This window comes from Paenibacillus oceani, assembly GCF_014705615.1.
Lineage (GTDB): Bacteria > Bacillota > Bacilli > Paenibacillales > NBRC-103111 > Paenibacillus_AB > Paenibacillus_AB oceani.
In genome coordinates this window covers 274,341-300,655 of sequence record NZ_JACXJA010000003.1, presented here as the reverse complement: position 1 = coordinate 300,655, position 26,315 = coordinate 274,341, and the positions used below count along the sequence as shown (strand labels likewise).

General features: G+C 54.4%; 23 protein-coding genes and 2 tRNA genes. 2 read left to right on the top strand and 23 right to left on the bottom strand.

Annotated features, from left to right (window positions below; genetic code table 11):
• Positions 1-324: 324 nt before the first annotated feature.
• From hemB to lonB, 13 genes are all read right to left on the bottom strand, one after another.
• Positions 325-1,320, bottom strand: coding sequence for a porphobilinogen synthase (gene hemB / locus IDH45_RS03140; protein WP_190924563.1), 996 nt, complete (start codon positions 1,318-1,320; stop codon positions 325-327).
• A gap of 6 nt (positions 1,321-1,326) precedes the next feature.
• Complete coding sequence (cobA, locus tag IDH45_RS03135) at positions 1,327-2,925, bottom strand: uroporphyrinogen-III C-methyltransferase (protein WP_190924561.1); 1,599 nt, start codon at positions 2,923-2,925, stop codon at positions 1,327-1,329.
• 7 nt (positions 2,926-2,932) lie between these two features.
• The gene (gene hemC / locus IDH45_RS03130) at positions 2,933-3,880 is read right to left on the bottom strand and encodes a hydroxymethylbilane synthase (RefSeq protein ID WP_190924559.1); all 948 of its coding nucleotides are present in this window, start codon (positions 3,878-3,880) and stop codon (positions 2,933-2,935) included.
• A 79-nt stretch (positions 3,881-3,959) separates the two neighbouring features.
• Positions 3,960-4,595, bottom strand: coding sequence for a precorrin-2 dehydrogenase/sirohydrochlorin ferrochelatase family protein (locus IDH45_RS03125; RefSeq protein ID WP_190924557.1), 636 nt, complete (start codon positions 4,593-4,595; stop codon positions 3,960-3,962).
• A 6-nt stretch (positions 4,596-4,601) separates the two neighbouring features.
• Positions 4,602-5,435, bottom strand: coding sequence for a cytochrome C assembly family protein (locus tag IDH45_RS03120; RefSeq protein WP_190924555.1), 834 nt, complete (start codon positions 5,433-5,435; stop codon positions 4,602-4,604).
• Between the two features lie 12 nt (positions 5,436-5,447).
• On the bottom strand, positions 5,448-6,869 hold the full coding sequence (gene hemA / locus IDH45_RS03115; RefSeq protein WP_190924756.1) for a glutamyl-tRNA reductase: 1,422 nt from the start codon (positions 6,867-6,869) through the stop codon (positions 5,448-5,450).
• 158 nt (positions 6,870-7,027) lie between these two features.
• Positions 7,028-7,564 carry a hypothetical protein gene (locus IDH45_RS03110; RefSeq protein WP_190924553.1) on the bottom strand — a complete coding sequence of 179 codons (537 nt, stop codon included), beginning with the start codon at positions 7,562-7,564 and terminating at the stop codon, positions 7,028-7,030.
• A 240-nt stretch (positions 7,565-7,804) separates the two neighbouring features.
• Positions 7,805-8,206: an adenosylmethionine decarboxylase gene (gene speD, locus IDH45_RS03105; RefSeq protein ID WP_190924551.1), complete on the bottom strand. Its 402-nt coding sequence runs from the start codon at positions 8,204-8,206 to the stop codon at positions 7,805-7,807.
• Between the two features lie 322 nt (positions 8,207-8,528).
• Positions 8,529-9,140: a zinc ribbon domain-containing protein gene (locus IDH45_RS03100; protein ID WP_190924550.1), complete on the bottom strand. Its 612-nt coding sequence runs from the start codon at positions 9,138-9,140 to the stop codon at positions 8,529-8,531.
• Positions 9,141-9,557: 417 nt separating this feature from the next.
• Positions 9,558-10,151, bottom strand: a complete 594-nt coding sequence (locus tag IDH45_RS03095) for a non-ribosomal peptide synthetase module (protein ID WP_190924548.1) — start codon at positions 10,149-10,151, stop codon at positions 9,558-9,560.
• A gap of 410 nt (positions 10,152-10,561) precedes the next feature.
• Positions 10,562-11,185, bottom strand: a complete 624-nt coding sequence (yihA, locus tag IDH45_RS03090; RefSeq protein WP_190924546.1) for a ribosome biogenesis GTP-binding protein YihA/YsxC — start codon at positions 11,183-11,185, stop codon at positions 10,562-10,564.
• A 19-nt stretch (positions 11,186-11,204) separates the two neighbouring features.
• Entirely contained in the window at positions 11,205-13,541 is a 2,337-nt protein-coding gene (lon, locus tag IDH45_RS03085) for an endopeptidase La (protein ID WP_190924544.1), read from the bottom strand.
• Positions 13,542-13,806: 265 nt separating this feature from the next.
• Positions 13,807-15,510, bottom strand: a complete 1,704-nt coding sequence (gene lonB / locus IDH45_RS03080) for an ATP-dependent protease LonB (protein ID WP_190924542.1) — start codon at positions 15,508-15,510, stop codon at positions 13,807-13,809.
• A 256-nt stretch (positions 15,511-15,766) separates the two neighbouring features.
• On the opposite strand from lonB, the gene IDH45_RS03075 reads away from it, so the two are divergent.
• Entirely contained in the window at positions 15,767-16,465 is a 699-nt protein-coding gene (locus IDH45_RS03075) for an N-acetylmuramoyl-L-alanine amidase family protein (protein ID WP_190924540.1), read from the top strand.
• A gap of 119 nt (positions 16,466-16,584) precedes the next feature.
• Here IDH45_RS03075 and ispG read toward each other — a convergent pair whose 3' ends face one another.
• The 9 genes from ispG to IDH45_RS03030 form a co-directional block, all read right to left on the bottom strand.
• Positions 16,585-17,682, bottom strand: a complete 1,098-nt coding sequence (ispG, locus tag IDH45_RS03070; RefSeq protein WP_190924538.1) for a flavodoxin-dependent (E)-4-hydroxy-3-methylbut-2-enyl-diphosphate synthase — start codon at positions 17,680-17,682, stop codon at positions 16,585-16,587.
• A 104-nt stretch (positions 17,683-17,786) separates the two neighbouring features.
• A complete protein-coding gene (gene clpX / locus IDH45_RS03065) occupies positions 17,787-19,058 on the bottom strand; it encodes an ATP-dependent protease ATP-binding subunit ClpX (protein WP_190924536.1) in 1,272 nt (423 codons plus the stop codon).
• A gap of 11 nt (positions 19,059-19,069) precedes the next feature.
• Complete coding sequence (gene clpP, locus IDH45_RS03060; RefSeq protein WP_317891138.1) at positions 19,070-19,696, bottom strand: ATP-dependent Clp endopeptidase proteolytic subunit ClpP; 627 nt, start codon at positions 19,694-19,696, stop codon at positions 19,070-19,072.
• Between the two features lie 164 nt (positions 19,697-19,860).
• Positions 19,861-21,162, bottom strand: coding sequence for a trigger factor (gene tig, locus IDH45_RS03055; protein ID WP_190924533.1), 1,302 nt, complete (start codon positions 21,160-21,162; stop codon positions 19,861-19,863).
• 140 nt (positions 21,163-21,302) lie between these two features.
• Positions 21,303-22,244: a hypothetical protein gene (locus IDH45_RS03050; RefSeq protein ID WP_190924531.1), complete on the bottom strand. Its 942-nt coding sequence runs from the start codon at positions 22,242-22,244 to the stop codon at positions 21,303-21,305.
• 582 nt (positions 22,245-22,826) lie between these two features.
• A tRNA-Arg gene (locus IDH45_RS03045) sits at positions 22,827-22,900 on the bottom strand.
• Positions 22,901-22,914: 14 nt separating this feature from the next.
• Positions 22,915-22,988, bottom strand: a tRNA-Gly gene (locus tag IDH45_RS03040).
• 472 nt (positions 22,989-23,460) lie between these two features.
• Complete coding sequence (locus tag IDH45_RS03035) at positions 23,461-23,862, bottom strand: hypothetical protein (protein ID WP_190924529.1); 402 nt, start codon at positions 23,860-23,862, stop codon at positions 23,461-23,463.
• Between the two features lie 326 nt (positions 23,863-24,188).
• Positions 24,189-25,151, bottom strand: a complete 963-nt coding sequence (locus IDH45_RS03030; protein WP_190924527.1) for a YihY/virulence factor BrkB family protein — start codon at positions 25,149-25,151, stop codon at positions 24,189-24,191.
• A 108-nt stretch (positions 25,152-25,259) separates the two neighbouring features.
• Between IDH45_RS03030 and IDH45_RS03025 the strand changes: the two genes are divergently transcribed.
• The gene (locus tag IDH45_RS03025; RefSeq protein WP_190924525.1) at positions 25,260-25,694 is read left to right on the top strand and encodes a hypothetical protein; all 435 of its coding nucleotides are present in this window, start codon (positions 25,260-25,262) and stop codon (positions 25,692-25,694) included.
• Positions 25,695-25,830: 136 nt separating this feature from the next.
• Here IDH45_RS03025 and IDH45_RS03020 read toward each other — a convergent pair whose 3' ends face one another.
• Positions 25,831-25,992: a hypothetical protein gene (locus tag IDH45_RS03020; RefSeq protein WP_190924523.1), complete on the bottom strand. Its 162-nt coding sequence runs from the start codon at positions 25,990-25,992 to the stop codon at positions 25,831-25,833.
• Positions 25,993-26,315: the final 323 nt, after the last annotated feature.

The window sequence follows — 26,315 nt, the reverse complement described above, 5'->3', positions numbered from 1 at the left end:
TGGAAAAAGACACCCCCTTCGCCAAATAACTCTTTACTCAAGCTGGCAAGGGAATCGTTACGCTGAGTCCGGTGCGGAGCTTAGCTATTCTTACTTAAACTATGCTTATAAGAAAAGTTTCTAAACGAAGCCTGTGCCACGACGATGCATGACCCCGCGTAAGAGGTAGCATTCCTTGGTTCAGAATGTCTCGGTTCGGTTAGCGCTTTAATGAAATTAAACAGACGGGCGTAAAACAAAAACCCGAAAGTTCCGCAATCGGAACTTCCGGGCTTTGCTCAAAATCTATCCTATGAAGCGGTCGTCGTCATGGATGACGCGCTCTTACCGCTCCTGCAGCCAGCGCGCAGCGTCCTTGGCGAAATAGGTGATGATGATGTCCGCGCCGGCGCGCTTCATCCCGAGCAGCGTTTCCAGCACGATCGCTTTCTCGTCGAGCCAGCCTTGCCTCGCGGCCGCTTTCACCATCGAATATTCGGCGCTTACGTTGTAGGCGACGACCGGCAGGTCGAACTGCTCCTTCAGCAGACGGATCACGTCCATATACGCGAGTGCCGGCTTCACCATCAGCATGTCCGCGCCTTCGACGACATCGCTCTCCGCCTCGCGCAGCGCTTCCCGGACGTTGGCCGGGTCCATCTGATACGTCTTGCGGTCGCCGAACTGCGGGGCCGAGTGGGCTGCATCGCGGAACGGGCCGTAAAACGCCGAAGCGTACTTAACCGAATACGACATGATCGGCACATGTTCGAATCCCGCATCGTCGAGACCGGTACGAATCGCCTGCACGAAACCGTCCATCATATTGGAAGGAGCGATAATATCCGCTCCGGCCTGTGCCTGGGAGACGGCGGTCTTGACGAGCAGAGCGAGCGAAGCGTCGTTGTCGACGTCAGCGCGTCCCGTGCTCTCGTCTTGGCGGACGATGCCGCAATGGCCGTGGCTCGTGAACTGGCACAAGCAAGTATCCGCTACAACGAGCAGATCCGGCTGCCATTCTTTGATTTTGCGGGTAGCCCGCTGCACGATCGAATTGTTGCCGTACGCTTCCGAGCCGACCTCATCTTTATGATCCGGCACGCCGAACAGCAGCACCGCTTGAATGCCGAGTTCGGCCACTTCGCGGATTTCCGCCTCAAGCAGATCGATCGACAGATGGTAGACGCCCGGCATCGAGACGATTTCTTCCCGTACGCCGGACCCTTCGGTTACGAATATCGGATAGATGAGGTCATGCGCGGTCAGCCGCGTCTCTCTTACTATGCTGCGCAGTGCCGCCGACGTGCGCAGTCTGCGGTTGCGTGTAATCGGAAAACTCATGGAGGTTCATTCCTTTCCAAGTTGTTCGGGGACGGTGTTTTCGTCTGCGGGGGAGCCGACCTGGCTGCCCTTGTGAACGATCGCCTCGACCAGCGAAGCGACGGTCGATTGCTCTGCGGTGGCGTGGATATGCAGTCCGGCTTTGGCTGCGGTCTCGGCCGTAACCGGTCCGATGGAATACAGCTCGATCCGGTTCAGCAGCCCGACCGGGTCGGCTTCCCCCAGCTTGCCAAGCGCCTCCAGAACATTGGTAACGGTGGAGGAGCTCGTGAAGGTGACGGCATGTATTGCTCCCGCCCGGAGCATCCCGAGAGCCAGGTCTCCGCCTTCGAGCGACAGTACGTTTTCATATACGTTCGCTTCCGTCACCCGGGCTCCGAAGCGCCGAAGCCCCTCAGCCAGCACCGGACGGGACAGATCGCTTTTGGGCAGGAAGACGTGCTCGCCGGGTTTGACGAACTGGAGCAGCAGCTCCAGCATCGACTCGGCCTGGAAGCTGCCGCTTGGCACCAGATCGGCCACAAGGCCCCGGTTTAGCAGCGCTTCCTGCGTTTTCGGGCCGACGGCGGCGATTTTGGCACGATGCATCGTACGGACATCCATCCGCAGCTCGGCCATCCGCTCGAACGTATAATCGACTCCATTCACGCTCGTGAACAACACCCAATCGTAATCCTCGAGCCTGCGGATCGCCTCGTCCAGCGTCCTTGCCGCCGCTTCGCCCTCCGGCCGCCTGATCCGGATGACGGGAAATTCGATCGCTTCCCCGCCCTTCTCCTCGATTTGCCGGACGAGCTCGCTCGCCTGTTCTCTGGCCCGGGTGACGAGCACCCTTTTGCCGAACAGCGGCCGCTTCTCGAACCAGGCCAGCTTGGCCCGCAGCTTGACGACATCGCCTACGATAATAATCGCCGGGGACGTCAGTCCGGCTTCTTTCACGAGCCCGGGCAGCGTATCCAGCGTTCCTGTGACCGTTCGCTGCTCCATCCAGGTCCCCATGCGGATCACCGCGGCCGGCGTATCGGGATTGCGGCCGTATACCATCAATTGCTGACAAATCGTATCCATATTGGCGACGCCCATCAGAAAAACGATCGTTCCCGACGCGTTGGCCAAATTTTCCCAATTGACGCTGGAATACGTTTTGTTCGGATATTCATGGCCCGTTACGACGGAGAAGGAAGAAGTAAAGTCCCGATGCGTCACCGGGATGCCCGCATAAGCGGGCACGGCAATCGCCGAAGTAATACCCGGCACGATCTCGAAGTCGATCCCGTGCTCGGCTAGCAGTTCCGCCTCTTCGCCGACGCGCCCGAATACGCTTGGATCGCCGCCCTTCAGCCTCGTAACCGTCTTCCCCTGAAGCGCCAGATCGACGAGCATCCGGTTGATTTCTTCCTGTTTGATCATATGTTTATCCGGCAGCTTGCCAACAAATATGGGGTCCGCACCCGGTTTCATATGCTGAAGCAGCCTCGGGTTGGCGAGCCGGTCGTATACGACGGCATCCGCCCGCTGGATCGCTTCCAGTCCCCTCACCGTGATCAGCTTCGGATCGCCGGGGCCCGCCCCGACGAGATACACTTTCCCCTGCTCCTGCTTCAACGTCCCCTCATCCCCTCAGCTCTGCTATGATCCGATCCGCTCCCTGCTCCAGCAGCCGGTCCGCCAGCGCATTGCCGAGCGCTATCGGGTCGGTTCCTTGTCCCCATTCCTTGAGCAGCAGACGACCGTCCGGCGAACCGACGACAGCCGTCATCTCGAGCGTTACCGCAGAGCCGGACCCGCCTTCTTGACGAATTACCGCATACGCTCCGATCGGAATCTGACAGCCGCCGTTCAACCGTCCCAGCAGCTGGCGTTCGGCCTTCACGGCGAGTTCGCTGTGCCCGTCATTGATTCGCCCTAGCAAGTCGAGTATGAACGGATCGTCCGAGCGGCATTCAATGCCTAAAGCGCCTTGGGCGACCGCCGGAATACAAATATCGGGAGAGACATAATCGGAGATTCGCTCCTCCCAGCCCATCCGGTGCAGCCCGGCCGCCGCCAGGACGACCGCGTCGAAGCCTTCCGTCTCCAGCTTGCGGATTCTCGAATCGATATTGCCGCGGATCCATTCGACCGACAGATCTGGCCGGTACGCCAGCAGCTGCGAGGAACGGCGCAGGCTGCTTGTGCCGACGCGCGCTCCCTGAGGCAGCTCAGCCAGCGGTATGCCGCCGCGCGTGACCAGACAGTCCCGCGGGTCAACGCGCTTCGGCGTGGCGCCGATCGCAAGGCCCGGCTGGCGCTCCCAGGGCATGTCCTTCATGCTGTGAACGGCCATGTCGATCTCCCCGTCCAGCAGCGCCTGTTCGATTTCCTTGACGAACAACCCTTTGCCGCCTACTTTGGACAAGGTGACGTCCAAAATTTGATCGCCCCGGGTCACGATTTTTTTCAGTTCAAACCGGCATTCGATTCCGTATTTGTCGCTTGCTTGCTGCAGTTGCTCGATAACTTGACCCGTCTGGGTTAAAGCGAGCGCGCTTTGGCGCGTGCCTACCTTTACCGTACGCATCTGATCATCCTTTCCGCTAAAGTCCGAGCGGAGCGAATGGCTGCCGCTCGAAGCCTGTCTTGTTCCCCTGCAAGGGTAGTTAAGCTTCGTTTAATTGGGCCAGCATCCGGCTGCGGAACGACCCCCAGTCTCCCGCCTTGACCGCATCCAGCGCTTCGTCGCTGAACAGCTCCGCCAGCAGCTTTCTCCGCAAGCCCGGGTCGCTTACCTTGTTGTGCACGGACAGCCGGTATTCCGCCGTAAATTCAAGAAACCGGTCGAGCCCCTCGCCAAGCGATTCCTCAATCCGGTCCCGAATACGTGCGGAAGCCATCGGACTCGTCCCGGACGTCGAGACGGTCACGAGAAGCGGTCCGCTTCGAATCACAGCCGGGACGACGAACGTGCACAAGTCCGGCCGGTCCGCCACATTCACCGGAAGCGCCCGCGCAACCGCCTCCGCATACACTCGCTCGTTGACTTCCCTTTTGTCGGTTGCGGCAAATACAAGCGAAGCTCCCGCCGCATCGCCCTCTGTATACTCCCGGCGGACGACCGTCACCCGTCCTTCGGCTTCCCAGGCTGCGATCATATCCGAAATTAGTGGACTAACGACGGCAACGGCCGCTGAAGCTTCCAGCAGGCCGCCGACTTTACGTTCCGCCACCCGTCCGCCTCCGACGACGAGGCAGCGCTTGCCCGCAAGATCGGCCACGATCGGGTAGAACGTTCGCATATCGTTTCACATCCATATCCAGTGATGAAACCCGGAATACATATTAAACACGAGAAAGTTAATCACTGCCGCGGTAAAAGCAGCGAGATTCCAAAACGCCAGCATAGGCCCGGTCTGGTTGGCCGTTACCCGCTGGAGCAAATAAAACGCATACACCGCAATGCTGAACAACGAGCTGAGCACTTTCGCATCGGCCAGGAGACGGGTATCCCCGTCGAGCACGATCTTGGCGATACCTAGCGCGACCGAGGCGATCAGCAGCGGAACTCCGATCAGCACCGCCCGGTAGGTATAACCTTCGATCCGGTCCAGACTCGGAAAGCGGGTCATGACCGCAGACCAGCGTTTTCCTTTTAACTGCCGGTGCATGAACAGATACATACCCGAGAGCAGCGCAGCGATCATGAATGCCGCGTAACTGGCGATCGCGAGCGTAATATGGATAAATACCAGCTCGTCCCTCGCCTCCCATTGCTGACTGATCGGCGTGACCGAAGGATCGCTGAATATGTTAATCGCCAGTATAGCAAAAGCGGCCACATTAACTAAAAAGACGAGCAAATCCAGCCGCTTCAGAAAAAAGTTCATCATTATGGATATGGTGACCAGCACCCAGCAATAAAAAAATAAGGCCTCGAACATCGTCATCACCGGCACGTACTGGTGCTCGTACATCCGGGAGGCGATAAATACGGTTTGCAGCAGCCATACAAAAGCAAGCAGCCCTGTTCCCATCCGCTTTGCACTCCGGTTTTTGGTTGCCATATCGGAGAAAGAAAACAGCAGGCTCAGGGCGTATATATACAAAATCGCGTCGTAAAACCATGTGCTTCCCGGCATCGGATGACCCTCTTACGAGTGGGCAAGCAGTTCGCCGGCTGCTATCGCAATCCGCTGCTTCCGGTCGCGATCGTCCGGCCCGGCTATCGCTTCCTTGCTCTGCTGCTCGGCTGCTGCCGCTTTGACTGCCGCCTTCCGGGCTTCTTCAGCGCTTGCGGCATCGGCCAGACGCTGCTCCAGGGCGAACAGATGGGTGAACATGTCGAGCGCTTCCTCACCGCGGCGTTCGGCTGCCAGCTCTTTCACGCGCATGATCGGGTCGCGCATCATTTGGTTCAGCATGCTTTTGGTCAGCTTGCGGATTACATCAACCTCCCGTTCGCCGAGTCCCGGCAGCTTGTTCAGCATGCTGGACATCGTCTCCTCGTGAATCGCCACCGACTTTTCCTGAAGCGCCCGGATCACCGGACTCACTCCGAGCAGCTTGTACCACTGTTCGAACGCTTCGATCTCCTTCTCGACCATAGCCTCGATCTTCAGCGCTTCCTTGCGGCGTTCGTTCAGGTTCGTCTCCACAATAAACTCCAAATCGTCTATGTCGTACAAATACACGTTGGACAATTCCGAAATGCCCGGCTCAATATCCCGCGGAACGGCAATGTCGATCATAAACAACGGCCGGGATTTTCTGGCGCTCATCGCCATACGCACCGTCTCCCGGGTCAGAACGAATCCGGCTGCGCCCGTGGAGCTGATGACGACGTCCGCCTTCGCAAGCTCCTCCGGCAGCTTCTCGATCGGCCGGGCCGTCCCGTTCGTCTTGGAGGCGAGCTCGACCGCTTTCTCGTAAGTCCGGTTCACGACGACTACTTTCTCGGCGCCTCCGGCGGTCAGATGCTTCAGCGTCAGCTCGCTCATCTTGCCGGCGCCTACGAGAAGCACCGTCTTCCCCTGAAAATCGCCGAATATCCGCTTGCCGAGTTCAACCGCCGCATAGCTGACCGAAACCGGATTCTCACCGATCGACGTCTCGGAGTGCGCCCGCTTAGCCATCGTGACGGCTTGCTTGAACAGCGTATTAAACATCGTTCCCGTCGCTTTCTGCGCCTGGGCTTTCAGAAACGCATCCCGCACCTGCCCGAGTATCTGGGTCTCGCCGATCACCATCGAATCGAGGCCGCTGGTCACCCGGAACAGATGCTCGATTGCCTGCCTGTCCTCGTAAATATATAAATAATCCTTCATCCGCTCCCGTGGAATGCGGAACCACTTCTCAAGAAAATTGCGCACGTAATGACCGCACATATACAAACGGTCAACGACCGCATAGATTTCCGTCCGGTTGCAGGTGCTTACGATGACGCACTCCAGTATGCTCTTCGTTTCCTTTAACTGCTGCAGGGCCATAGGAAGATATTGTTCGTCAAAAGCGAACCGTTCTCGGATCTCGACGGGAGCCGTCCGGTAATTCAGACCTACCGCAATGATGTGCATCGCATTCACCTGCCTTTCCGGCACATTAGAATCATTCTTCATTATATCACAGTTCGACAAATGCAAAAGAGCAAAGTTTGACTAAATGATGACACCGTTTTACTTCGTTCTCCTCTAGTCTTATCGGAAAAACGTTCCGGTATACGGCTGTCGTCCGCCTATCGCAGCAGACGTTTTCTGAGCAGCTCCTCCAATTCCTTGTCGAGCCCCGTCAGCTTGTCGTTTTGTGACGATACCGTTCTGCCGCCGCTAGTCAGCAGCTTCCCGTACACTTCGTAGATTTGCTTTACAAGGAGCGACGCTTTGCTGAACGTATCCCGCTCCTCCTGCTTCAGCGCCCGGTCTCCTCCGATCTGCAGGCGGGTAACGAACTGAACGAGCTGCTCGATCGAGGCGAGTTTCGTCAGCTTCGATTGCCCCAGCGCCAGCACGAGCCGCTCGTGCGTATAACCGGCCGAAAAAGCGGTCAGCCGCAACGAATCCAGTTCGTTCGTCGTGCCAGCCTTGCCGGCCTCCGACAACGAGCTGTTCAGCAGCTCCACCTGAAACTGGGACACCTGGTACAACAGCAGCGAAGCATCGTAAGAGGCTTCATGCTGCGTGAAATACCCGTATATCCGGTATACCGGCCATACGATCAGCACAAACAGTACGACCCATACCCCAAACTTTCTCCATCCGGCTCTTCGTCCCATACGCACCATCCTTCCCGTTCCATTGTATGGGACGAACTTCAAAAAAATCCCCGGAATCCGCCGTTTGCCCTTGGCTTTGGTTGTCTCCCCCTTCGTTAACCATCCGAGGCGCGGCGCGTGATCTACCGGCGTATGACGAACCTGGTAACCGCACAATGGCCCGGTAAAAAACAAATAACCATGGTTTCCCATGGTTATCGTCTGTTCTCTATTCAATAAATGTTGGTACTGACCGTTCCGTTATTTGACCAAAGCTGCCTGATTCATGACCGGGGATTCTACTGTCATCTCACCGAGACCGCGAATCAATTTCTTAGCATAAGTGCGCTCAGGCTTCAGTACGGAAACCAGATAGTCGATAGCCGCCTGCGGATCGACGGTTTCCCCGCACGTATAACAATCGAGGGCCGCGAATCCTTTCTCAGGATACGTGTGGATCGAGATGTGGCTCTCTGAAAGCAAAACCAGCACGGTTGCCCCTTGAGGCTCGAACTGCTTGGACTGAACCGACAAAACGGTTGCGCCGCACACCTCAGCAGCTTCTACCATTTGCGCTTGAAGCCACTCAGCATTGTTCAGCTTGCCAAAGTCAGCTCCCCAAGTATCAACAGCAACGTGTCTTCCGAAAGTCGAGTATTCCATCTTTCGGTTCCCCCTTCCTAGGAATAAAATTGTTGGATTTCATCCGCTAGGACCTACGTCATTCACTTCTCGAGGGAATAATCTCTCGAAACATTACATGTCCTGAGTGAATCCTGGTTCCTATATTGTTTTCAACGAGAATAAAAATAACATCTATTGCCCAGAAATGCAATAGTTTTTTTTGTTAAGGAACAAGTTGGGCTCCTCCCCTCTTTATTCCCGTAGTCACAGTATGTTGGCCGAGAGCGGTTGGTGCCTCGTTCCGCTTGCGGAAAAGCTGTTTTTGGAACCTATTTCCGATGCCTTGTACACCCGGCGTTATCTATGGCTTCGGCTGCGCATCGGGGTCCGGGTCCCGGACCAGCGCGTCCTCAGTCTGATCGGAGCCGCACCGCAAACAAAACCGGTCGCCGATATCAAGCTCCGTGTCGCAGCGGACGCAGCGCAGGGTCGCTTCCACCTCCACGGCTTCTTCGATCATCTCGGGGGCGGTCTCGAACCGTTTGCCGCAATCCGGACAAAATCTCGCTCCGTACGGCACCACCTTGCCGCAGGCGCATGTCTTCTCCTTGTTCAGCCGCTGCAGCTCCAGCTCCAGTGCGCCGATCTCCCTCTCCAGCGACTCGATCAGCGCCGAGATGCGGACGACCTCCGGAGCGGCTGCGGTAAAGTCGCCTTCTCTGTAAGCCTCGTACACCGCCGCGCCCATCCCGCCATGAAGGCTGCGGATCTGCTTTCGCTTGCCTGCTATATTGGCGGCCGTCCGTGTGATTTCCACCGTTCGCTGAGCCTTGTCTGCGGCACGGGAAGCACCTTCCTTAAGCAAATCCAGCCACTTCATGTCCGTTCCCCCTTCATAAGCGTCGTTAAAACTGTTATACGATACAGGATACGCCCAAGTTTCGAATTTTTTGTCCGGCTGCCGCAAAATCATTTGTCTTGCAGCTCCTCAGCATATGCACGCCCGAATGCAGAAGGAACCCGTTGTCTAAGCCGCATGGTTGAGCGGCTCGCCGGCAGTCGTGTTGCTGTCGCTCCGCAACATAAGCGGCAATATCCGGTCTCCGGTCTCCCTTGCACCCTGTGAAGCTTCTTTCCGGAAGTTTTACTTCCGTTATTTGTTGGCCACAGCAGGAAATCGACGTTTAGCGGAAATTATTGTTCCGTTATTCCCCATATATTCGCCCTTGAGAGTATAAACATCCCGAATAAGGGAAACAAAACTTCCGCTATAGCGGGAAAATTCCGTATGCAGCAGCATTAACGGAAGTCCTATTTCCGCTTCATATCTAATTGCCGGTGCAACAAAAAAAGAGCCTTGCGGCTCTTTGCTTTCCAAGTTAGGGTTCGGTTATGCTTCCAATTCGAACAGTTTGTGCGCGAGCCGCGCCAATTGTTCGTCCACGCTCCGCTGGCCGGATGCGCTGTCTGAACGGTTCCGTTCGTCTAGCAATTGATCGATTTGGGAATATACGCTGGAGATTTGAAGTTCCACATTTTGCTGGCGGTACAATCGTTCCAGTTGGCCTACCGTGTCCTTGTATTCGTAGACTAGCTTATGTTTACCGGATGTAATTTCGGATATTTGTACGACTGAGCCTCTTTTGTAGACGTATTTCATCGTGAAGGCAGGGTAAATCCGGTTGACGATCGCATCACCCTTGAACTGCGACACCGCCTTGCGAATCAGGTTGGACAGCTTCGGATTGCTGACACGGCATGAGCCTTCACACACATACTTGCCCTGACGGCGTTCGAACGTGAGACTAACTTCTTCGCCGGAATCGTCTCTGAGTACGATCTCCTGACTGCCGTTCTCCGTTACTTGCACCTGAACTTCCAATTGAACATCCTGTACGTCAAACAACTTGATAAACTGGATCATTTCGGCTTCCGATAAAGTCAAGCAGGTTTTGACATATTCCGTCGCTAACCGCTGAGCCATAAAAATCCCTCGATTCTATTTTTTAAACCCGTGAACCTGATGCGCTTTCTGATTTCGAAAATCCGCTAATTTTTGCTCTTACCTTAATTTATTATACTATATCGTGAATCATTATTCCTGCTTTTTTTTCGCTGAAAACAAGCAAAATTCAGAAAAATCGGCTGCGAACCGGAAGAATTACCGCCAGTCGCACCGATCTCTCGGTTTCTTCCCCAAACTTCTCGAAATCCCGCAGCGGTCCGTAGAAACTTTGGATTGCTGAGCGGGCCGTCTTCATGCGTTCTTTCAGTCCTTCCTACGGGCTTTTACTCGCAGATCCGCAGTTAATTCCGTCTCCTCCGGGAAAGCCCCGATCGGGCTGAGGATGATGTGCCGGTGACTCCTGCGGACCCAAACAAAGCGGACTGATGTCAGTCCGCTTCAGGTGCCGCTTGGGGAGCTGGCTGTCCCACTTCCGTATGCTGCTGAATGATCGCCCATAGCTCATCTTTGCCGAGCCCGGTCTCCGACGAAAACAAGACGAGCGGGTCGCTGCCGCGCATGAACAGCGTTTCTTTCACCTGCTTCACGTGCTTCTGCCACTGGCTCCGCGGTATTTTGTCCGCTTTGGTCGCCACTACGCATACAGGAATGCTGAAATGCGTGAGCCAGTCGTACATGCTCACATCATCGCGGGTAGGCGGATGACGGGCGTCTACGAGCAGCAGCAGCAGGCGCAGCCGGTCCCGCTGGAGCAAATACTGCTCGATAAATTTCCCCCACTGCTCCCTCTGGGTACGGGATACTTTGGCATACCCGTACCCGGGGAGGTCGACGAAATACAGCTCCCCGTTGATTTTGTAAAAGTTGAGCGTTTGCGTTTTACCGGGCTGCGAGCTCGTTCTGGCCAAATTTTTGCGCTGGATCATTTTGTTGATCAGCGATGATTTCCCTACGTTGGACCGCCCGGCCAGCGCGATCTCCGGCAGCCCCTCTTCCGGATACTGCGCCGGTCCGACCGCGCTGATGACGAATTCCGCTTGTGTTACGTTCACCGTTGTTTCCCCTCTCCCGTCACCCGATCGACACAGGTCTGACGAGCGCGTGCTCCAGCACCTGGTCCATATGGTGAACCGGAACGAACGTCAGCTCATTGCGGACGGTCTCCGGAATGTCCTGCAAATCTTTCTCGTTGTCTTTCGGAAGCAATATTTTTTTGACCCCGGCGCGATGGGCGGCCAACGACTTTTCCTTCAGTCCTCCGATCGGCAACACACGACCGCGCAGCGTGATCTCTCCGGTCATCGCAACCGATTTGGATACCGGAATGTTCGTCAATGCCGAGATCAGCGCAGTCGCCATCGTGATGCCCGCCGAAGGGCCGTCTTTCGGAATCGCGCCTTCGGGAATATGGATATGAATATCGTTTTTCTCATGAAAATCAGGGGCAATCGAAAGCTGCTCGGCCTTGGAGCGCGTATAGCTGAAGGCGGCCTGCGCCGACTCCTTCATGACGTCGCCCAGCTTGCCGGTTAAGGTCAGCTTGCCGCTGCCCGGCATAACCGTCACCTCGATGACGAGCGTATCACCGCCCACTTCCGTCCAGGCGAGTCCGTTGACCGCTCCGACCTGATCGTTCTGATCCGCCAGATTCACGCGGAATTTCGCCGGCCCAAGATAGTCCTTCAAGTTGTCCGGCGTAATCTCGATCGTCGTCTTCTCCCCGGATACGATCTCCTTGGCCGATTTGCGGCAGAGCGTGGCGATCTGCTGCTCGAGGTTACGGACGCCGGCTTCCCTCGTATATTCGCGGACCACCTTCATCAGCGTCTCTTCGCCGATTCTCACCTGATCCACGGTCAGCCCGTGATCTTTGATCTGCTTCGGCAGAAGATACCGGATGCCGATCTGCAGTTTCTCCAGCTCGGTATAACCCGGAATGTATAGCATCTCCATCCGGTCGAGCAGCGGGCGCGGAATATTGTGGACGGCGTTGGCCGTCGTGACGAACATGACGTTCGACAAATCGAAAGGCAGTTCGATATAATGATCGCTAAAAGTGCCGTTTTGCTCGGGATCGAGCACCTCCAGCAAGGCGGAAGCGGGATCGCCCCGGAAATCCATCGACATCTTGTCAATTTCGTCGAGCAGCATGACCGGATTGTTGCTTCCGGCGTTTTTGAGCCCTTGAATAATCCGGCCCGGCATCGCGCCTACGTACGTACGGCGATGTCCGCGGATTTCCGCCTCGTCGCGCACCCCGCCGAGCGAAATCCGGATGAAGTTGCGGTTCAGCGAACGCGCGATGGAACGGGCGATCGACGTTTTGCCGACACCCGGGGGGCCGACCAGACAGAGAATCGGTCCTTTCATCTTCTGTACGAGCTGCTGGACCGCCAAATATTCGAGCACCCGCTCCTTCGGCTTCTCCAGCCCGTAGTGATCCTCGTTCAGCACGTCCTCCGCTTTGTTGATATCGAGGTCGTCCTCCGTCCGTTTGGACCAAGGGAGGGCCAGTAGCCAATCGACGTAGTTGCGGATAACCGCCCCTTCCGCCGAGGTTGCCGGCATTTTCTCCAGCCGGTCGATCTCTTTGTCGATTTTCTCCCGGACCTTCTCCGGCACTCCGGCTTCCTCAAGCTGGGAACGCAGTTCCTCGGCTTCCCCCGCGCGGCCTTCCTTCTCGCCGAGCTCCTTCTGGATCGCCTTCATCTGTTCGCGCAAATAATATTCCTTTTGCGTCTTTTCCATTTGCTTTTTGACGCGCTGGTTGATTTTCCGCTCAAGCTCCAGCACTTCGCGCTCGTTGCTCAAAAAATTGAGTAGCTTTTCCAACCGCTCCCGCACTTCCACCGTTTCGAGAATTTCCTGCTTGTCTTTAATTTTCAGGGGCAGGTGACTCGTGATGACGTCGGCCAGCCGGCCGGGCTCGTGAATGTCAGAAATGGCGGCGAGCGTCTCCGGCGTTACTTTTTTGGACAGATTGATGTAATGCTCGAACTGGTTCCGCACCGTTCTCATAAGCGCATCGATCTCGGGATCAGTCGTTTCCTGCTCCGGCAGCTCCTTGACGGTCACTTCGTAATAGTCTGTGTTGGATACGTATTCCACGATCTCGGCGCGGACGACGCCCTCCACCAGCACGCGGATCGTCCCGTTCGGCAGCTTGAGCATTTGCCGCACTTTGGAGATCGTCCCGATCTGGTAAATGTCGTCTTTTTGCGGTTCTTCAATGTTAATCTCCGACTGCGAACAGAGGAGTATCATTTCGTCGTCTACCATCGCCTGCTCCAGCGCCTTAACCGATTTTTCGCGGCCGACGTCCAGAGGCAGAACCATGCTCGGATATACAATTAGGCTACGCAGCGGTAGAAGGGGCAAGCGGCGCACTTTCGCTTTGTTCAGTCCCAATGCTCTGCACCTCCAGAAACTTTACGGAGCTCCCCCGGACGATCGCGAGGGGCGAGTGTTCACAAGTTTATTGCTTTCTTTCCACATCAGTGTTCATCACTTGTTCATCATTTTATCAAAACCTAGATAAAAACACCAATTTGCCGCACCCACGAGCTTCTGGCGAAACCGGGATACGGCAAAGCGATACTTTGGAAGCGGACGCCTAGAGCGGCATCGATTCCTTATAGCAGGTCCAACGCCGTCTGAACGCAGCGTGCCTGAATTATGATTCGGGTCTGGCCTGCAAGTACGGAAGCGGCGAAGCGATCAGTACATCCGTCCCGTTCGGCACGCCGAACGAAGCATCCTCGTTGCGAATGCCGAGCGCATGCTGAAGCACTTCATCGACCGTATCGACGGCAAGCACCTGCAGCCCGTTTAAGCCCGCGAAAATTTCCTGCCAGTTTTCCTTCGGAATGATGACCTTGGTCGCGCCCGCCTGGAAAGCCGCCTCCACCTTGGCCACGACACCGCCTACCGGCTTCACTTTGCCGTGAATGCTCACTTCGCCGGTCATCGCAATTTTGTTGTCAACCGGGATCTGATGGATTGCCGAAGCGATCGCAGTCGCCATCGACACGCCGGCCGAGGGACCGTCGATCGGGATGCCTCCCGGGAAATTGATATGCAGATCGTAGTCGTCCGGACGCATCCCCAATCGGCGGAGGACGGTCAGCACGTTCTCGATCGAGCCACGCGCCATGCTTTTGCGGCGAAGCGTCTTGGAACCCCCGCCCATCTCTTCTTCGTCGACTACCCCTGTGATCGTAAACGTACCGCCTTTGGGCTTGGAGGCCGGCAGCGACGTCACCTCGATTTCCAGCAGCGTCCCCATATTCGGACCGTATACGGCAAGACCGTTCACGAAGCCGATTTGCGGTTCAGGCGGAATCTTCTTCTCCGGACGGGGCGTCAACTGGCTGCTGTTCACGACCCATTCGACATCCGCCGCCGTCAGCTCGCTCCGCTGCTCGGTCATCGCGATGCCTGCGGCCAGTTGGATAATATTGACGGCTTCGCGGCCATTGGTCGCATATTTCTGCACGACTTCGATGGCGGACGGCGTCTCTTTCAGTCCGATCTTCAATACCGCGTTGCGCGCGATTTGACCGATCTCATCGGGCAGAAGCGGACGGAAAAAGATTTCCATGCAACGCGACCGGATCGCCGGCGGAATTTCCTGGGGCGTCCGCGTCGTCGCTCCGACCAGCCGAAAGTCGGCGGGCAGACCGTTTTGAAAAATGTCATGGATGTAGCTCGGAATGTTCATATCCTCCGAATTGTAATACGCGCTTTCCAAAAACACTTTGCGGTCTTCCAGCACTTTTAATAATTTATTCATTTGAATCGGATGCAATTCACCGATCTCGTCGATAAACAACATTCCGCCATGCGCCTTCGTGACGGCTCCCGCTTTCGGCTGCGGAATGCCCGCCACGCCCATCGCTCCGGCGCCCTGATAAATCGGATCGTGAACCGATCCGATCAACGGGTCAGCGATGCCCCGCTCGTCAAACCTCGCCGTAGTCGCATCCATTTCCACAAACTTGGCGTCGAACCGGAACGGGGACGAGGCGTTCTTTTTCGCTTCCTCGAGAATGACCCGCGCCGCTGCCGTTTTGCCTACTCCGGGAGGACCGTATATGAGGACGTGTTGCGGATTCGGACCGCACAGAGCCGCCTTAAGCGCGCGCAGCCCCTCCTTTTGACCGATAATGTCGCCGAGTGCCGTCGGGCGCGTCTTCTCCGCAAGCGGCTTCGTCAACGAGACGGAGCGAAGCTTGCGCAGCTTATCCATTTCTTTCCGGGATTCCCGGTCGACGGCGGTCCGGTTCGTTTGCTGGTTGCGCAGCAAGTTCCAGAAATACAGCCCGATCACGATGGCGAAAAACACCTGGATGATCATCAGAATGATGCTTAAACTCATGGTTACCCCTCCTAAAAGCTTTTTCGGAGAAAAAGCTGTCTTCGTAAGCATTGCTGAGCTTTTCTGAAAGAAAAGCTGTCTTCGTAAGCATTCCAAAACCGACATCAACTGCCGCAGCTTCGTTTTTTATCGCATACATGGTAGTATTCCCCTCTGCCCGATCCGTTAATCGGTGAATGAGAATAATTTGTTTGAGTCACCCTACACATACCAAACCAAGCTGATCACCATACTGCAACGAAATGGAAGGAAGGCTATGAACAAACGTTACCCGTTCGTCTGCGCTCTGATGGCCGTCTTATTATGTCTTCTGCACACCGGACCTGTTTACGCCGCGGTACAAGCCATCCCTCAATCGATCTCTGAGGTGGATGTGCTTATCGATGTCGGACATGGCGGAATCGATGGAGGCACTTCTCACGGCGATCTGCTGGAGAAACATCTGAACCTGCTCGTAGCCAAGCAGTTGTACGAAAAATTGCGCGCCTCCGGACTGCAGGTCGCCCTGAATCGGACTACCGACTATGCTCTTAGCGACGACAACGACTGGCTCGGCTCACGTTCCCGGCATCTTCGCGATCTGGCCCAGCGCAAGCTGCTCATCGACGCGTTGAAGCCCAAGCTGACCGTCAGCCTGCATACGAACTGGGCCCGGCATTCGAGCGCACGGGGGCCCGGCTTGCTGTATCAGTTCAACCAGCCCAGCTACATAGCCGCTCATCTGCTCGCAGGCCGCCTTAACGAGCTTTACGGAACGAAAGAGGTGCCTTACGTAGGCAAAACCTTCTATCTCCTCAAACGGACGCTAACCCCGGCCGTTATCATCGAGATGGGCTACATCAGCAACGAATCCGACCGTGCGATGCTGACCCGGACAGAAGGGCAAAAAAAAATAGCCGAGGCTATCGCCTCCGGCATTTTGGATTATCTGCTCGTGTTTTATGTGGACCACTAAAGTCAATTGCATCATGACTGCAAATTACCAAGCAATCGGTATGAAGGAGACTTCACCCGACAGTTCAGCCTGTCGTTACGGCTTGTCCAAGTTGATCGTTGTCAGGCGGCCGAACCGGATCAATGACGCCGTCCCGGAATTTCCCCCGTACGTTCGAATTCGGCCACGATGTGGTCGATTTCTTTTTTCAGTTCATTCACAAGCTCGGCTTCCGGCACTTTCCGGATCATCTCTCCGTACCGGAACAACATCCCTTCTCCGCGCGCTCCGGCGATTCCGATATCGGCTTCCTTCGCTTCGCCGGGGCCGTTAACGGCGCAGCCCAGCACCGATACTTTGATCGGCACTTTCAGCTTCTCGATATAACTCTCCACTTCGTTGGCTACCGAGAACAAATCGATGTCCAGCCGGCCGCATGTCGGACATGAAATTAACGTCGCGGCATTCGTAATAAGCCCGAACGTTTTCAACAAATCACGGGCTACCTTGATCTCTTCCACCGGGTCTGCGCTTAACGAGATCCGGACAGTCGAACCGAGTCCGAGATGCAGCAGTGTTCCGATCCCCGCCGCGCTTTTGACAGCGCCCGAGAACAGAGTGCCTGCCTCGGTAATGCCGAGATGAAGCGGATAATTGAACTTCTCCGCCGCCTTCGAATAAGCGGCGATGGCCATCGGCACGTCCGATGCTTTTAATGATACGATAATGTCATGGAAATCAAGTTCTTCCAGTATTCCTATATGAAAAAGGGCGCTCTCCACCATCGCATCGGGAGTCGGATACCCGTACTTTTCGAGCAGATGCTTCTCCAGCGAGCCCGCGTTAACGCCGATACGGATCGGGATTCCGCGCTCTTTGCACGCCTTGACGACCTCCTCCACCTTCTCTCGGCGGCCGATATTGCCGGGATTAATCCGCACCTTGTCGATGCCGTTTTGGATAGCCGCCAGAGCTAATCGATGGTCGAAGTGAATGTCCGCAACTAGCGGAATGTGAATCTGTTTTTTGATTTCTTTGATCGCATCGGCAGCTTCCTTATTGTTGACGGTAACCCGGACAATCTGGCAGCCGGCCTCTTCCAGGCGGAGTATTTCGGCTACCGTCGCTTGGACGTCCGCCGTTTTGGTCGTACACATGCTCTGCATGATGACTTCATTGCTTCCCCCGATCGTCAGATCGCCGACTCGGACAGGTCTCGTTTCGGTACGATGGTACATAGCCGTCACTCCCCATGATGCCAAACATCCCCCGCACCGGTCCGGAGCCCAAATCAAGGACCCCGGACGGATTGGAGGAAGCCGGTTCGTATTGGTATAGGCGCTTACGCGCTTTCTTCTTTCTTGTTTTTGCCCGCAGCGGACTTGCCGTCCTTCGTTTTGAGCTCGGGCGTGATTTTGTCCATGACGACTTCCTTCGTAACGACACAGTTGATGACGTCGTCGCGGGAAGGCACCTCGAACATCACATCAAGCATAATTCCCTCGATGATCGCTCGCAGTCCCCGGGCACCCGTATTGCGCTTGATCGCTTCCTTGGCAATCGCATCGAGCGCTTCCGGAGTAAACTCGAGAGCGACATTATCCATCTCGAGCATTTTCTGGTACTGCTTCACTAGCGCATTTTTCGGTTCGGTCAAAATCCGTACCAGCGCGGACTCGTCCAGAGGCTCCAGAGTCGAGATAACCGGCAGACGGCCCACGAACTCGGGAATGAGTCCGAACTTCAGCAAATCTTCCGGCAGCACGAGCGACAAATATTCGCCCGGCTTCAGGTCGGTTTTGTGACCTTCGCTGCTAAAGCCGATCACTTTTTTGCCGATCCGGCGCTTGATGATTTGCTCGATCCCGTCAAAAGCTCCGCCGCAAATAAACAGAATGTTCGTCGTATCGATCTGGATAAATTCCTGATGCGGATGTTTGCGTCCGCCTTGAGGAGGGACGGATGCGACCGTTCCTTCCAATATTTTCAGGAGCGCTTGCTGGACGCCTTCACCCGATACGTCACGGGTAATTGAAGGGTTCTCGGATTTGCGCGCCACTTTGTCGATTTCATCGATATAGATGATCCCTTTTTCGGCCTTCTCGACGTCGTAGTCGGCCGCTTGAATCAGCTTCAGCAAGATGTTCTCTACGTCTTCACCGACATAGCCGGCTTCCGTAAGCGAAGTCGCGTCCGCTATAGCGAACGGAACGTTCAAAATTTTGGCGAGCGTTTGCGCCAGAAGCGTTTTCCCGCTGCCCGTCGGACCGATGAGAACGATATTGCTCTTCTGAAGCTCGACATCCTCCACTTTGCTTTGCGAATTGATCCGTTTGTAATGGTTATAAACGGCAACCGAAAGCGACTTCTTCGCTTGCTCCTGACCAATAACATACTGATCAAGAATTGAACGGATGTCTTTTGGCTTCGGTACGTCCTTCAGTTCCAGTTCTTCCTCGCTGCCCAGTTCCTCTTCAACGATCTCGGTGCAAAGCTCGATGCATTCGTCGCAAATATAAACGCCAGGACCGGCTACCAGTTTACGAACCTGGTCTTGGGATTTGCCGCAAAACGAACATTTCAGCTGACCTTTTTCGTCATTGAATTTAAACATAGGATCACCTCCTATTGCTGATTAATATGAGTTATCACCTTGTCGATGAGCCCGTACTCGACGGCTTGCCCCGCACTCATGAAGTTGTCCCGGTCCGTATCCCGCTCGATCTTGTCGTAGGGCTGGCCGGTATGGTGCACGTATATTTCATTCAGCTTGTGCTTCGTCTTCAAGATCCAGTCGGCATGAATCTTAATATCGGCCGCCTGTCCCCGAACGCCGCCTAGCGGCTGGTGAATCATCACTTCGCTGTTGGGAAGCGCAAAACGTTTGCCTTTCGCGCCTGCGGTCAGCAGCAATGAACCCATGCTGGCTGCCATGCCGACGCAAATGGTGGAAACATCAGGCTGGATATACTGCATCGTATCATAAATGCCTAAGCCGGCTGTAACCGAGCCCCCAGGCGAGTTGATATAGAGGCTGATGTCTTTCTCGGAATCTTGGGCGGCCAAAAACAACAGCTGGGCGATAACCAGATTCGCCACGTCGTCGTCGATCGCACTGCCCAAAAAAATGATGCGGTCCTTCAGAAGGCGCGAGTAGATGTCGTACGAACGCTCGCCCCGGCTTTCCTGCTCAACCACCATAGGAATCAGGCCCATATTGTTTCCCTCATTTCTTTTGTAAGCTGCATTTATTGTATCACGTTTGCGGCCTCATGTCATTTTTGGCGTTAATACCAATGTATGTATTCGGTTTTAAAACTTATGCCCGGCTGCGTAAAACTGTAAAATCCTGTCCGGATGGGTAAACGAAAGGCACGTTAGGAACAAACGTGCCTTGTCGCATTGTCGCTATCGGATTAGGCTACTTCCGCAACCGCCTTGCTGTTCTCCACGAGGAAATCGACCGTTTTCTTCACGATCAGATCGTGCTCGATCGAGTCGAGGCTGCCGTTCGCCGACAAAATGACGCGGATTTCCTCAACGGATCTTTGGTACTGGCTAGCCAGACGATCCAACTCGCCGTTGATTTCTTCTTCCGTAGCACTGATACTCTCGGCTTTGGCAATCGCCTCAAGCACCAGATCGTTGCGAACGCGGCGCTCCGCATCCGTGCGCATTTGCTGCTTAACAGTCGCTTGATCCTGCCCCGTAAATTTCAGGTACATGTCGATGTCCATGCCTTGCATTTTGAGACGGTTCGTGAAGTCTTCGAACATGCGGTCAACTTCAGACGTAATCATCGCGTCAGGGATTTCCACTTCGGCATTGGCAGCCGCTTTCTCGACAACCGCCGATTCGCGGTCCTGCTCATTAGCCTGTTCTTTGCGCTCCTGCAGACGCTTCTGGATGTCTTGCTTGAATTCTTCAAGCGTGTCGAATTCGCTAACGTCTTTGGCAAACTCGTCGTCCAGCTCAGGCAGGTTTTTGCGCTTGATGTCATGCAAGACGACTTTGAATACGGCCGCTTTGCCTTTCAGCTCTTCGGAATGGTATTCTTCCGGGAACGTTACGTTAACGTCTTTTTCTTCGCCCTTGGCCATACCTACCACTTGCTCTTCGAAGCCCGGAATGAAGCTGCCGGATCCGAGTTCAAGCGAATGCTTTTCGGCTTTGCCGCCTTCGAACGGAACTCCGTCAACGGAACCATCGAAGTCGATCACTGCGATGTCGCCATTCTCAGCAGTACCTTCTTCAAGGACAACGAGCTCGGCATGACGCTGCTGCAGACGCTTCAGCTCTTCAGCGATTTCTTCTTCGGAAACGGCGGATTCTTTCTGAACAACTTCAAGCCCTTTGTACTCGCCCAGTTGAACTTCAGGCTTAACCGTAACGGTCGCTTTAAAGACGAAGGCTTGTCCTTTGCCGAACTGCTCGATCTCTACATCCGGACGATCTACCGGCTTGATCTCGGTTTCATCCAGAGCTTTTACATACGATTCCGGCAAAAGAATGTCTACTGCATCCTGATACAAGCTTTCAACGCCGAACTTGGCTTCGAAAATTTGGCGTGGCACTTTGCCTTTACGGAATCCTGGAATGTTAGCCTTAGACGCTACTTTCTTAAAGGCGCGGTCCAACGCCGATGCTACTTGCTCAGCATCTACTTCGACGTTAAGAACGACTTTGTTCTTCTCTATTTTTTCCCAAGTTGCTTTCATTTATGCTTTCCCCTCCAACAAATTTACCGGTCCCGCGCGCTCGTGGAGCCGCTGCAAAGGCCCGTGCGCTCTCAAAATGGCCATTTAACCACTATATTATAACATAAGGAGGCTTCATTTCAAGCGTAGGATCATTTCCTTTACGATTCCGCAGGGCTGGATACGGTTGCGAACAATTTGATGACCTGCTGCGCCTTGTTCAGCGATTTGGAAACGGATTCCGGAAGCCCGTAGATTTCTCCTAGTTTTTGCTCGTCTGCACGCTCGAAAAGCATCTCCTCCACCGTATGGTGAAGCGCTGCGGCCCAGACGCTTTTGCCGGTTTCATCCAAAGCGAGAAGCTCGTCGTACACGGCCGTTCCATAAACGAAAGCCAGAAAGTCTTTCCATGTCGCTTCAATCAGCTCCGTCAAGCCGGGCTGCTTCGATTCCATTGCGGATTTGACCCTTTCGCCGATCGCTCTCAGATGGTCCGGATATTGTTCGTAACGAAGCGGTGTATCGCCAATGGTCAGCATCATCGTCTGCCCCAGCTTGCGGATCTCGATCGTTCCGGTTTCACCGATCGTCCGCAGCACCTGGAGACCGCGAAACTGAACGAGCGGATGAAGACGGCTTTCGGACAGCCAGCGTCTAAGCCTGTCGCCTACGATGCGCCGGTCCAAATGGGCGAGTTGCTCCAGCGCCATCATCTGTTTCTCGGCCGTTGCGTGCGGCGCCAGCATGTCCAGCAGCTTGTCAGCGAATTTCGAGTCATTGGCGGCTTTGGCCCGAACATGCCGTTTAAGCATACCGGCTTCGTCCACTTCGTCTTCGTTCTCATCGTCCGGGGACGGACCGGTTACGCCGGTTCCCTTGCTTCCATGTCCGCGTACCGATTCGGGAAACGACTCGACCAGCCACCCGAGCAGCGACTGCCATTCCTCCTTGTACTCCGGATCGTCGCTTTGGCACTGAAGCAAAAAACGGAGCATGCCGGCCGCTTCCGCATAGCATTCTCCCTCCAGCAAACGTGTCAGTTCGCTCTGGTAATACTCGATCGTCTTCGGGAACAATATCACATTATCCGAATTGGACGACACGTCTCTTACCACCGCCTTCCCATATTTTCACGTTCTCTCATTGTATCAGAAATGTGCATCCCTCGAACAGCTGCGACGTGGTGTGCGGAAAATAAAACCTGATAACGTGTATTTCTTCTTTCATTATTATTCCCGATTTTGTACGTTCAAATATGGTGGTTGTCAGTCAAAGGAATAAGAGTCTTTGACATCCGCTAAATTCGGTATACTTGGCCGACGGCAACGAATAAAGGCGGTTTGCACCCCTTATATGAACCAACTGGCTGGGTCAGCACCATTTTCGACAATTATAGCTGCTTCAAACCGCTCCTATTTCCCCGTTCAAACTGGATTTGGATAAAATAAATGGTACAAACCACCTTATTCAGCATTCCAACTGCCCATAATCAAGGGATGTACAAGATTGGTTCGCGTCTTTGCCTCCTGCTCTCCTTCAGATTCCACCTCAAGGTGGGACATTCGTGCGTTTGGCGAATGAGAGGCGTTCGCCGGCACTCCGGTCGGGACTTTCGCCCTAAAGATGATGCCCATACTGGGTGTACAACGAACAAAAGCACAAGCATAAGCTTGTGCTGTATCGAACGTCCCAGGAGAGATTCGAACTCCCGACCGACGGCTTAGAAGGCCGTTGCTCTATCCTGCTGAGCTACTGGGACATGAATGTTGAGGCTGGAGCGGGTGATGGGAATCGAACCCACGCCACCAGCTTGGGAAGCTGGAGTTCTGCCATTGAACTACACCCGCATTTTTAGCGGCAGAAATAAATATAACATACGCCTGTATGAATTTCAAGACAAAAAAGCGGATTAATTTGGATGACTGATTGTACAATGCAAAGACCACCGCGGAAGTATAATCTGAATAAATGCAGACGGACTCCAGTAAGGAAATAGGGTATCTGAAATATACTTTGTGTTCGCTATTAACTCCCCAAATATATTCACCGTCTGTATAGAAATTATCCTGAATTTCGAAAGCCCATAGAATCAAGGCTCTTATTCGGTTCCCCTCCCCGCTTAAAAAGGGGCAAAGCGAAAAAAAGCACTCTGATCCGAGTGCTTCTACATAGGGTGCACCGGGCTTTTATGGCTTTTATTTTATTATTATCGAAGTGTACTTCCCCGTACACGATCATATATTCCTTGACTACCAACTGCCTCGCCGTCAGCATGAAGCGTTCCGGGTCCAGACCGTCCTGCCGGGCAGCAAAACATCCTCACTTCTCGTCCTCGGCCAGATTCCCCAAATAATAGTTCGTCAGCAGGTCGATCTCGGCGTCGAACGCTCCCCAACGCAAAGCATAAACGTTCCGGCTGCCTTGGAAGTTGAACACGCGGTTGATCCCGTTCTGGTTGCGTTTCTCCGCGTACACTTCGATACCTTGCTGACGGAGCGTATCGGTCAACCTGTCGATATCGTCCTGAATCCGGTTGATGGCCCGCTGAGCAACCGCTGCATAAGGACTCATTACTCCGGAATTGTGATTGTTCTCGAAATACATCTTATCGCATTCGAAAGCGGACAAAACAACGGGCAGGATGACCAGATTGCGAATCAGATGCATATGTTCGGCAGGGACGGCAGGAGCGACTGGGCGTGTAGGAAGCGGTGCAGACATACGGGAACACCTCCGGATACAAGTTTTGGTTTATCTCCATTATAAACCAAACACTTGTTCGCACTCAAGAAAAATTTTACATAAACGTTCCATTTCACCAACAAAACTACCATAAATTTATCGGTAATCAACTTTAATCCGGGATCACGTTGCTTAGGTGACGTTCCCTAGGTTCACATTTATCCGGTTCGCGCTGCCCGGGTTCACGCTGTCCGGATTCACGTTCCCCGGGCCCCGCGATGTTGCCCAGATTCCCATTACCCGATTCACGTTCCCCCCGCTTCACTAATCCGGCCGGGGTTTCGAATAAAGGAAAGGACTAGCGCTCACACGCCGTCATCCGCCGTTTGCGTTCTTCCCGCCCCTGTCCGTTCGCGATTGGCCGCCTCCGGGGAGGCGTTTCTTTTGCTGAACATCGGCAAGTTCCAGCCGTACCGCTTGCACTCGTCCTTCGCTTTCCCTTCTCTGAAAAAAGCGAACGTCGCGTTCATCTCCCCTCCGACGAGAAGGATAATCGAGCTGATGTACAGCCAGATCAGCAGCACGATCGCCCCGCCGAGACTCCCGTACGTTTTGGAATAGCTGCCGAACGCATTCACGTAAAAGGAAAACAGCAGCGAGGTGACGATCCAGCCCAGCGCAGCAGCCAGCGCTCCCGGCCATACGTCCTGGTAGCGCAGTTTGCGGTTCGGAGCGAAGCGGTACAGCAGCATAAACACACCGAGCATCGCCGCTAACGGAATTACATATTTGACTATGCTCCAGATCGTGTCAAAGCCTGCCGGGTAACCCAACCGCTCAAACAGCTGCTCGCCGATCACTTTGCCGAAGACCACCATGGACGCCGACAGCAGGAACACAACGGCCAGGATAATCGTAGACAACACGGACAGGCCCCGCACTTTCCAGAACGGCCGCGTCTCCGCCTCATCGTACGCTTTGTTCAGCCCTTTGATCACCGCATTAATCCCGTTCGAGGCCGACCAGATCGTCGCGACCATGCCGAGGGACAACAGCGAATGACTTCTCGATGCGGTTACCTCATCAAGAACGGTACGAATCAATCCCGACGACTGCTCCGGAAGCAAGAGAATCAGATCACGGATCACCTCTTCGCCGAACATCTGCATAACGCCGACCACACTAACCAAAAAGATGAGAAACGGAAAAAAAGCGAGAATCAGATAATACGTGAGCTGTGCGCCCAAGGCCGGAACTTCGTCGTCGCGAAACCGGCAAACCAACTGCCGGATAAACTCCATACGTCCGATGTTACGCTTCTTTTTCATCGCAATCCCCCATTTCTTTGTAACCTTTGTACCTATTACCCCGTATAGTATGAAACCAATCCCGGACCCTGTTCTTCATTACAATTCATTCGAATCGAGCGTGATCTTATGCAAAAGAATACCGGCGGCAGCTCATGGCTCGGCTGCCTGGCCTTATTTGTCGGCTTGGTCCTGATCTTCTCCCTGCTCCCGCTCCTGGTCCGATTCGGCTGGGTCATCCTGATTCTTGCAGCCTTAGGCAGCGCTTACTGGTTCTGGCACAGCAAAAATAAAGCCCGGCAGCAGCAAAGGCAAGCCGAGCTTGATATCCGTGAAACCGCCGAAAAAATCGTGCTTCAAATCGCCGTCCGCAACGAAGGGCTGATCACACCGATGGAGGTCGTACTCGCCTCCGACATGAACCTGGAAGAAGCCGGAGAAATGTTAGAGCAACTCCGAAAGAAAGGGTACGCCAAGCTCCGCGTCGCCGAGAACGGCTCGTACGTATACGAACTGAACGGACCGCTTACCCCGCAGCAAAAAAGAAAAGCAGAAAAGCTGTAGAACGAAACGTTCTGCAGCTTTTCTGCGCGCTAAGCTCCCCCTAACGTGGAAGCACCTTCGGGGCTCGTCTTGTAAAACCTATAATCCGGATTACCGCGAGCACACTCCAACGAAAAAAAGGAAGTAGATAAACTCCTCACAAATGCTTTTTATTGACCAGCTCGTTGCGAACCATCTGTTCCAGCTTTTCCGTCAGCTTCGGGTGTACGGCGGGCGTCTTCTTCAGCCCGAACCAGTTGCTCCGCTTCTCCTTGGCAAGCAGCTTGAGCATGTATTGCTTTTCCTCCAAAGTAAACATCGCTTTACCCCCCTCGCTTCATGTACGTTCCGAATCCCGATTCGTTGCGGAATTTGCGGATATTCGCGAATATGAATACAACGAGGGCAGCGTGTTATGAATTATCGGTTCCTTAATGTAGGTTTTGAACGTCTCTTCCCCAAAATTGTAAGACCATTTCAGCGTGATCGGGTCCTTGTTCTCAGGCGCCGGTTTGTTCGAATCATTCGTGATCGGCGCCTGAGCTGCCGCCGCAAGCGGACAGCACAAGGGATGCGCTCATCATCGTAGTTAACAGCGTCAAAAACGTTTTTTTCAGCTTCAAACAATACCACCCTTTTGCA

Bases quoted from the DNA above. Each gene is read 5' to 3' on its own strand.
- IDH45_RS03025 (WP_190924525.1), top strand. From the start codon at position 25,260: ATGCAAAAGAATACCGGCGGCAGCTCATGGCTCGGCTGCCTGGCCTTA.
- tig (WP_190924533.1), bottom strand. From the start codon at position 21,162: ATGAAAGCAACTTGGGAAAAAATAGAGAAGAACAAAGTCGTTCTTAAC.
- IDH45_RS03120 (WP_190924555.1), bottom strand. From the start codon at position 5,435: ATGCCGGGAAGCACATGGTTTTACGACGCGATTTTGTATATATACGCC.
- IDH45_RS03110 (WP_190924553.1), bottom strand. From the start codon at position 7,564: ATGGGACGAAGAGCCGGATGGAGAAAGTTTGGGGTATGGGTCGTACTG.
- lonB (WP_190924542.1), bottom strand. From the start codon at position 15,510: ATGAGTTTAAGCATCATTCTGATGATCATCCAGGTGTTTTTCGCCATC.
- IDH45_RS03035 (WP_190924529.1), bottom strand. From the start codon at position 23,862: ATGTCTGCACCGCTTCCTACACGCCCAGTCGCTCCTGCCGTCCCTGCC.
- hemA (WP_190924756.1), bottom strand. From the start codon at position 6,869: ATGCACATCATTGCGGTAGGTCTGAATTACCGGACGGCTCCCGTCGAG.
- ispG (WP_190924538.1), bottom strand. From the start codon at position 17,682: ATGTACCATCGTACCGAAACGAGACCTGTCCGAGTCGGCGATCTGACG.
- IDH45_RS03075 (WP_190924540.1), top strand. From the start codon at position 15,767: ATGAACAAACGTTACCCGTTCGTCTGCGCTCTGATGGCCGTCTTATTA.
- speD (WP_190924551.1), bottom strand. From the start codon at position 8,206: ATGGAATACTCGACTTTCGGAAGACACGTTGCTGTTGATACTTGGGGA.
- IDH45_RS03030 (WP_190924527.1), bottom strand. From the start codon at position 25,151: ATGAAAAAGAAGCGTAACATCGGACGTATGGAGTTTATCCGGCAGTTG.
- IDH45_RS03100 (WP_190924550.1), bottom strand. From the start codon at position 9,140: ATGATTTTGCGGCAGCCGGACAAAAAATTCGAAACTTGGGCGTATCCT.
- IDH45_RS03095 (WP_190924548.1), bottom strand. From the start codon at position 10,151: ATGGCTCAGCGGTTAGCGACGGAATATGTCAAAACCTGCTTGACTTTA.
- hemB (WP_190924563.1), bottom strand. From the start codon at position 1,320: ATGAGTTTTCCGATTACACGCAACCGCAGACTGCGCACGTCGGCGGCA.
- clpX (WP_190924536.1), bottom strand. From the start codon at position 19,058: ATGTTTAAATTCAATGACGAAAAAGGTCAGCTGAAATGTTCGTTTTGC.
- IDH45_RS03125 (WP_190924557.1), bottom strand. From the start codon at position 4,595: ATGCGAACGTTCTACCCGATCGTGGCCGATCTTGCGGGCAAGCGCTGC.
- IDH45_RS03020 (WP_190924523.1), bottom strand. From the start codon at position 25,992: ATGTTTACTTTGGAGGAAAAGCAATACATGCTCAAGCTGCTTGCCAAG.
- hemC (WP_190924559.1), bottom strand. From the start codon at position 3,880: ATGCGTACGGTAAAGGTAGGCACGCGCCAAAGCGCGCTCGCTTTAACC.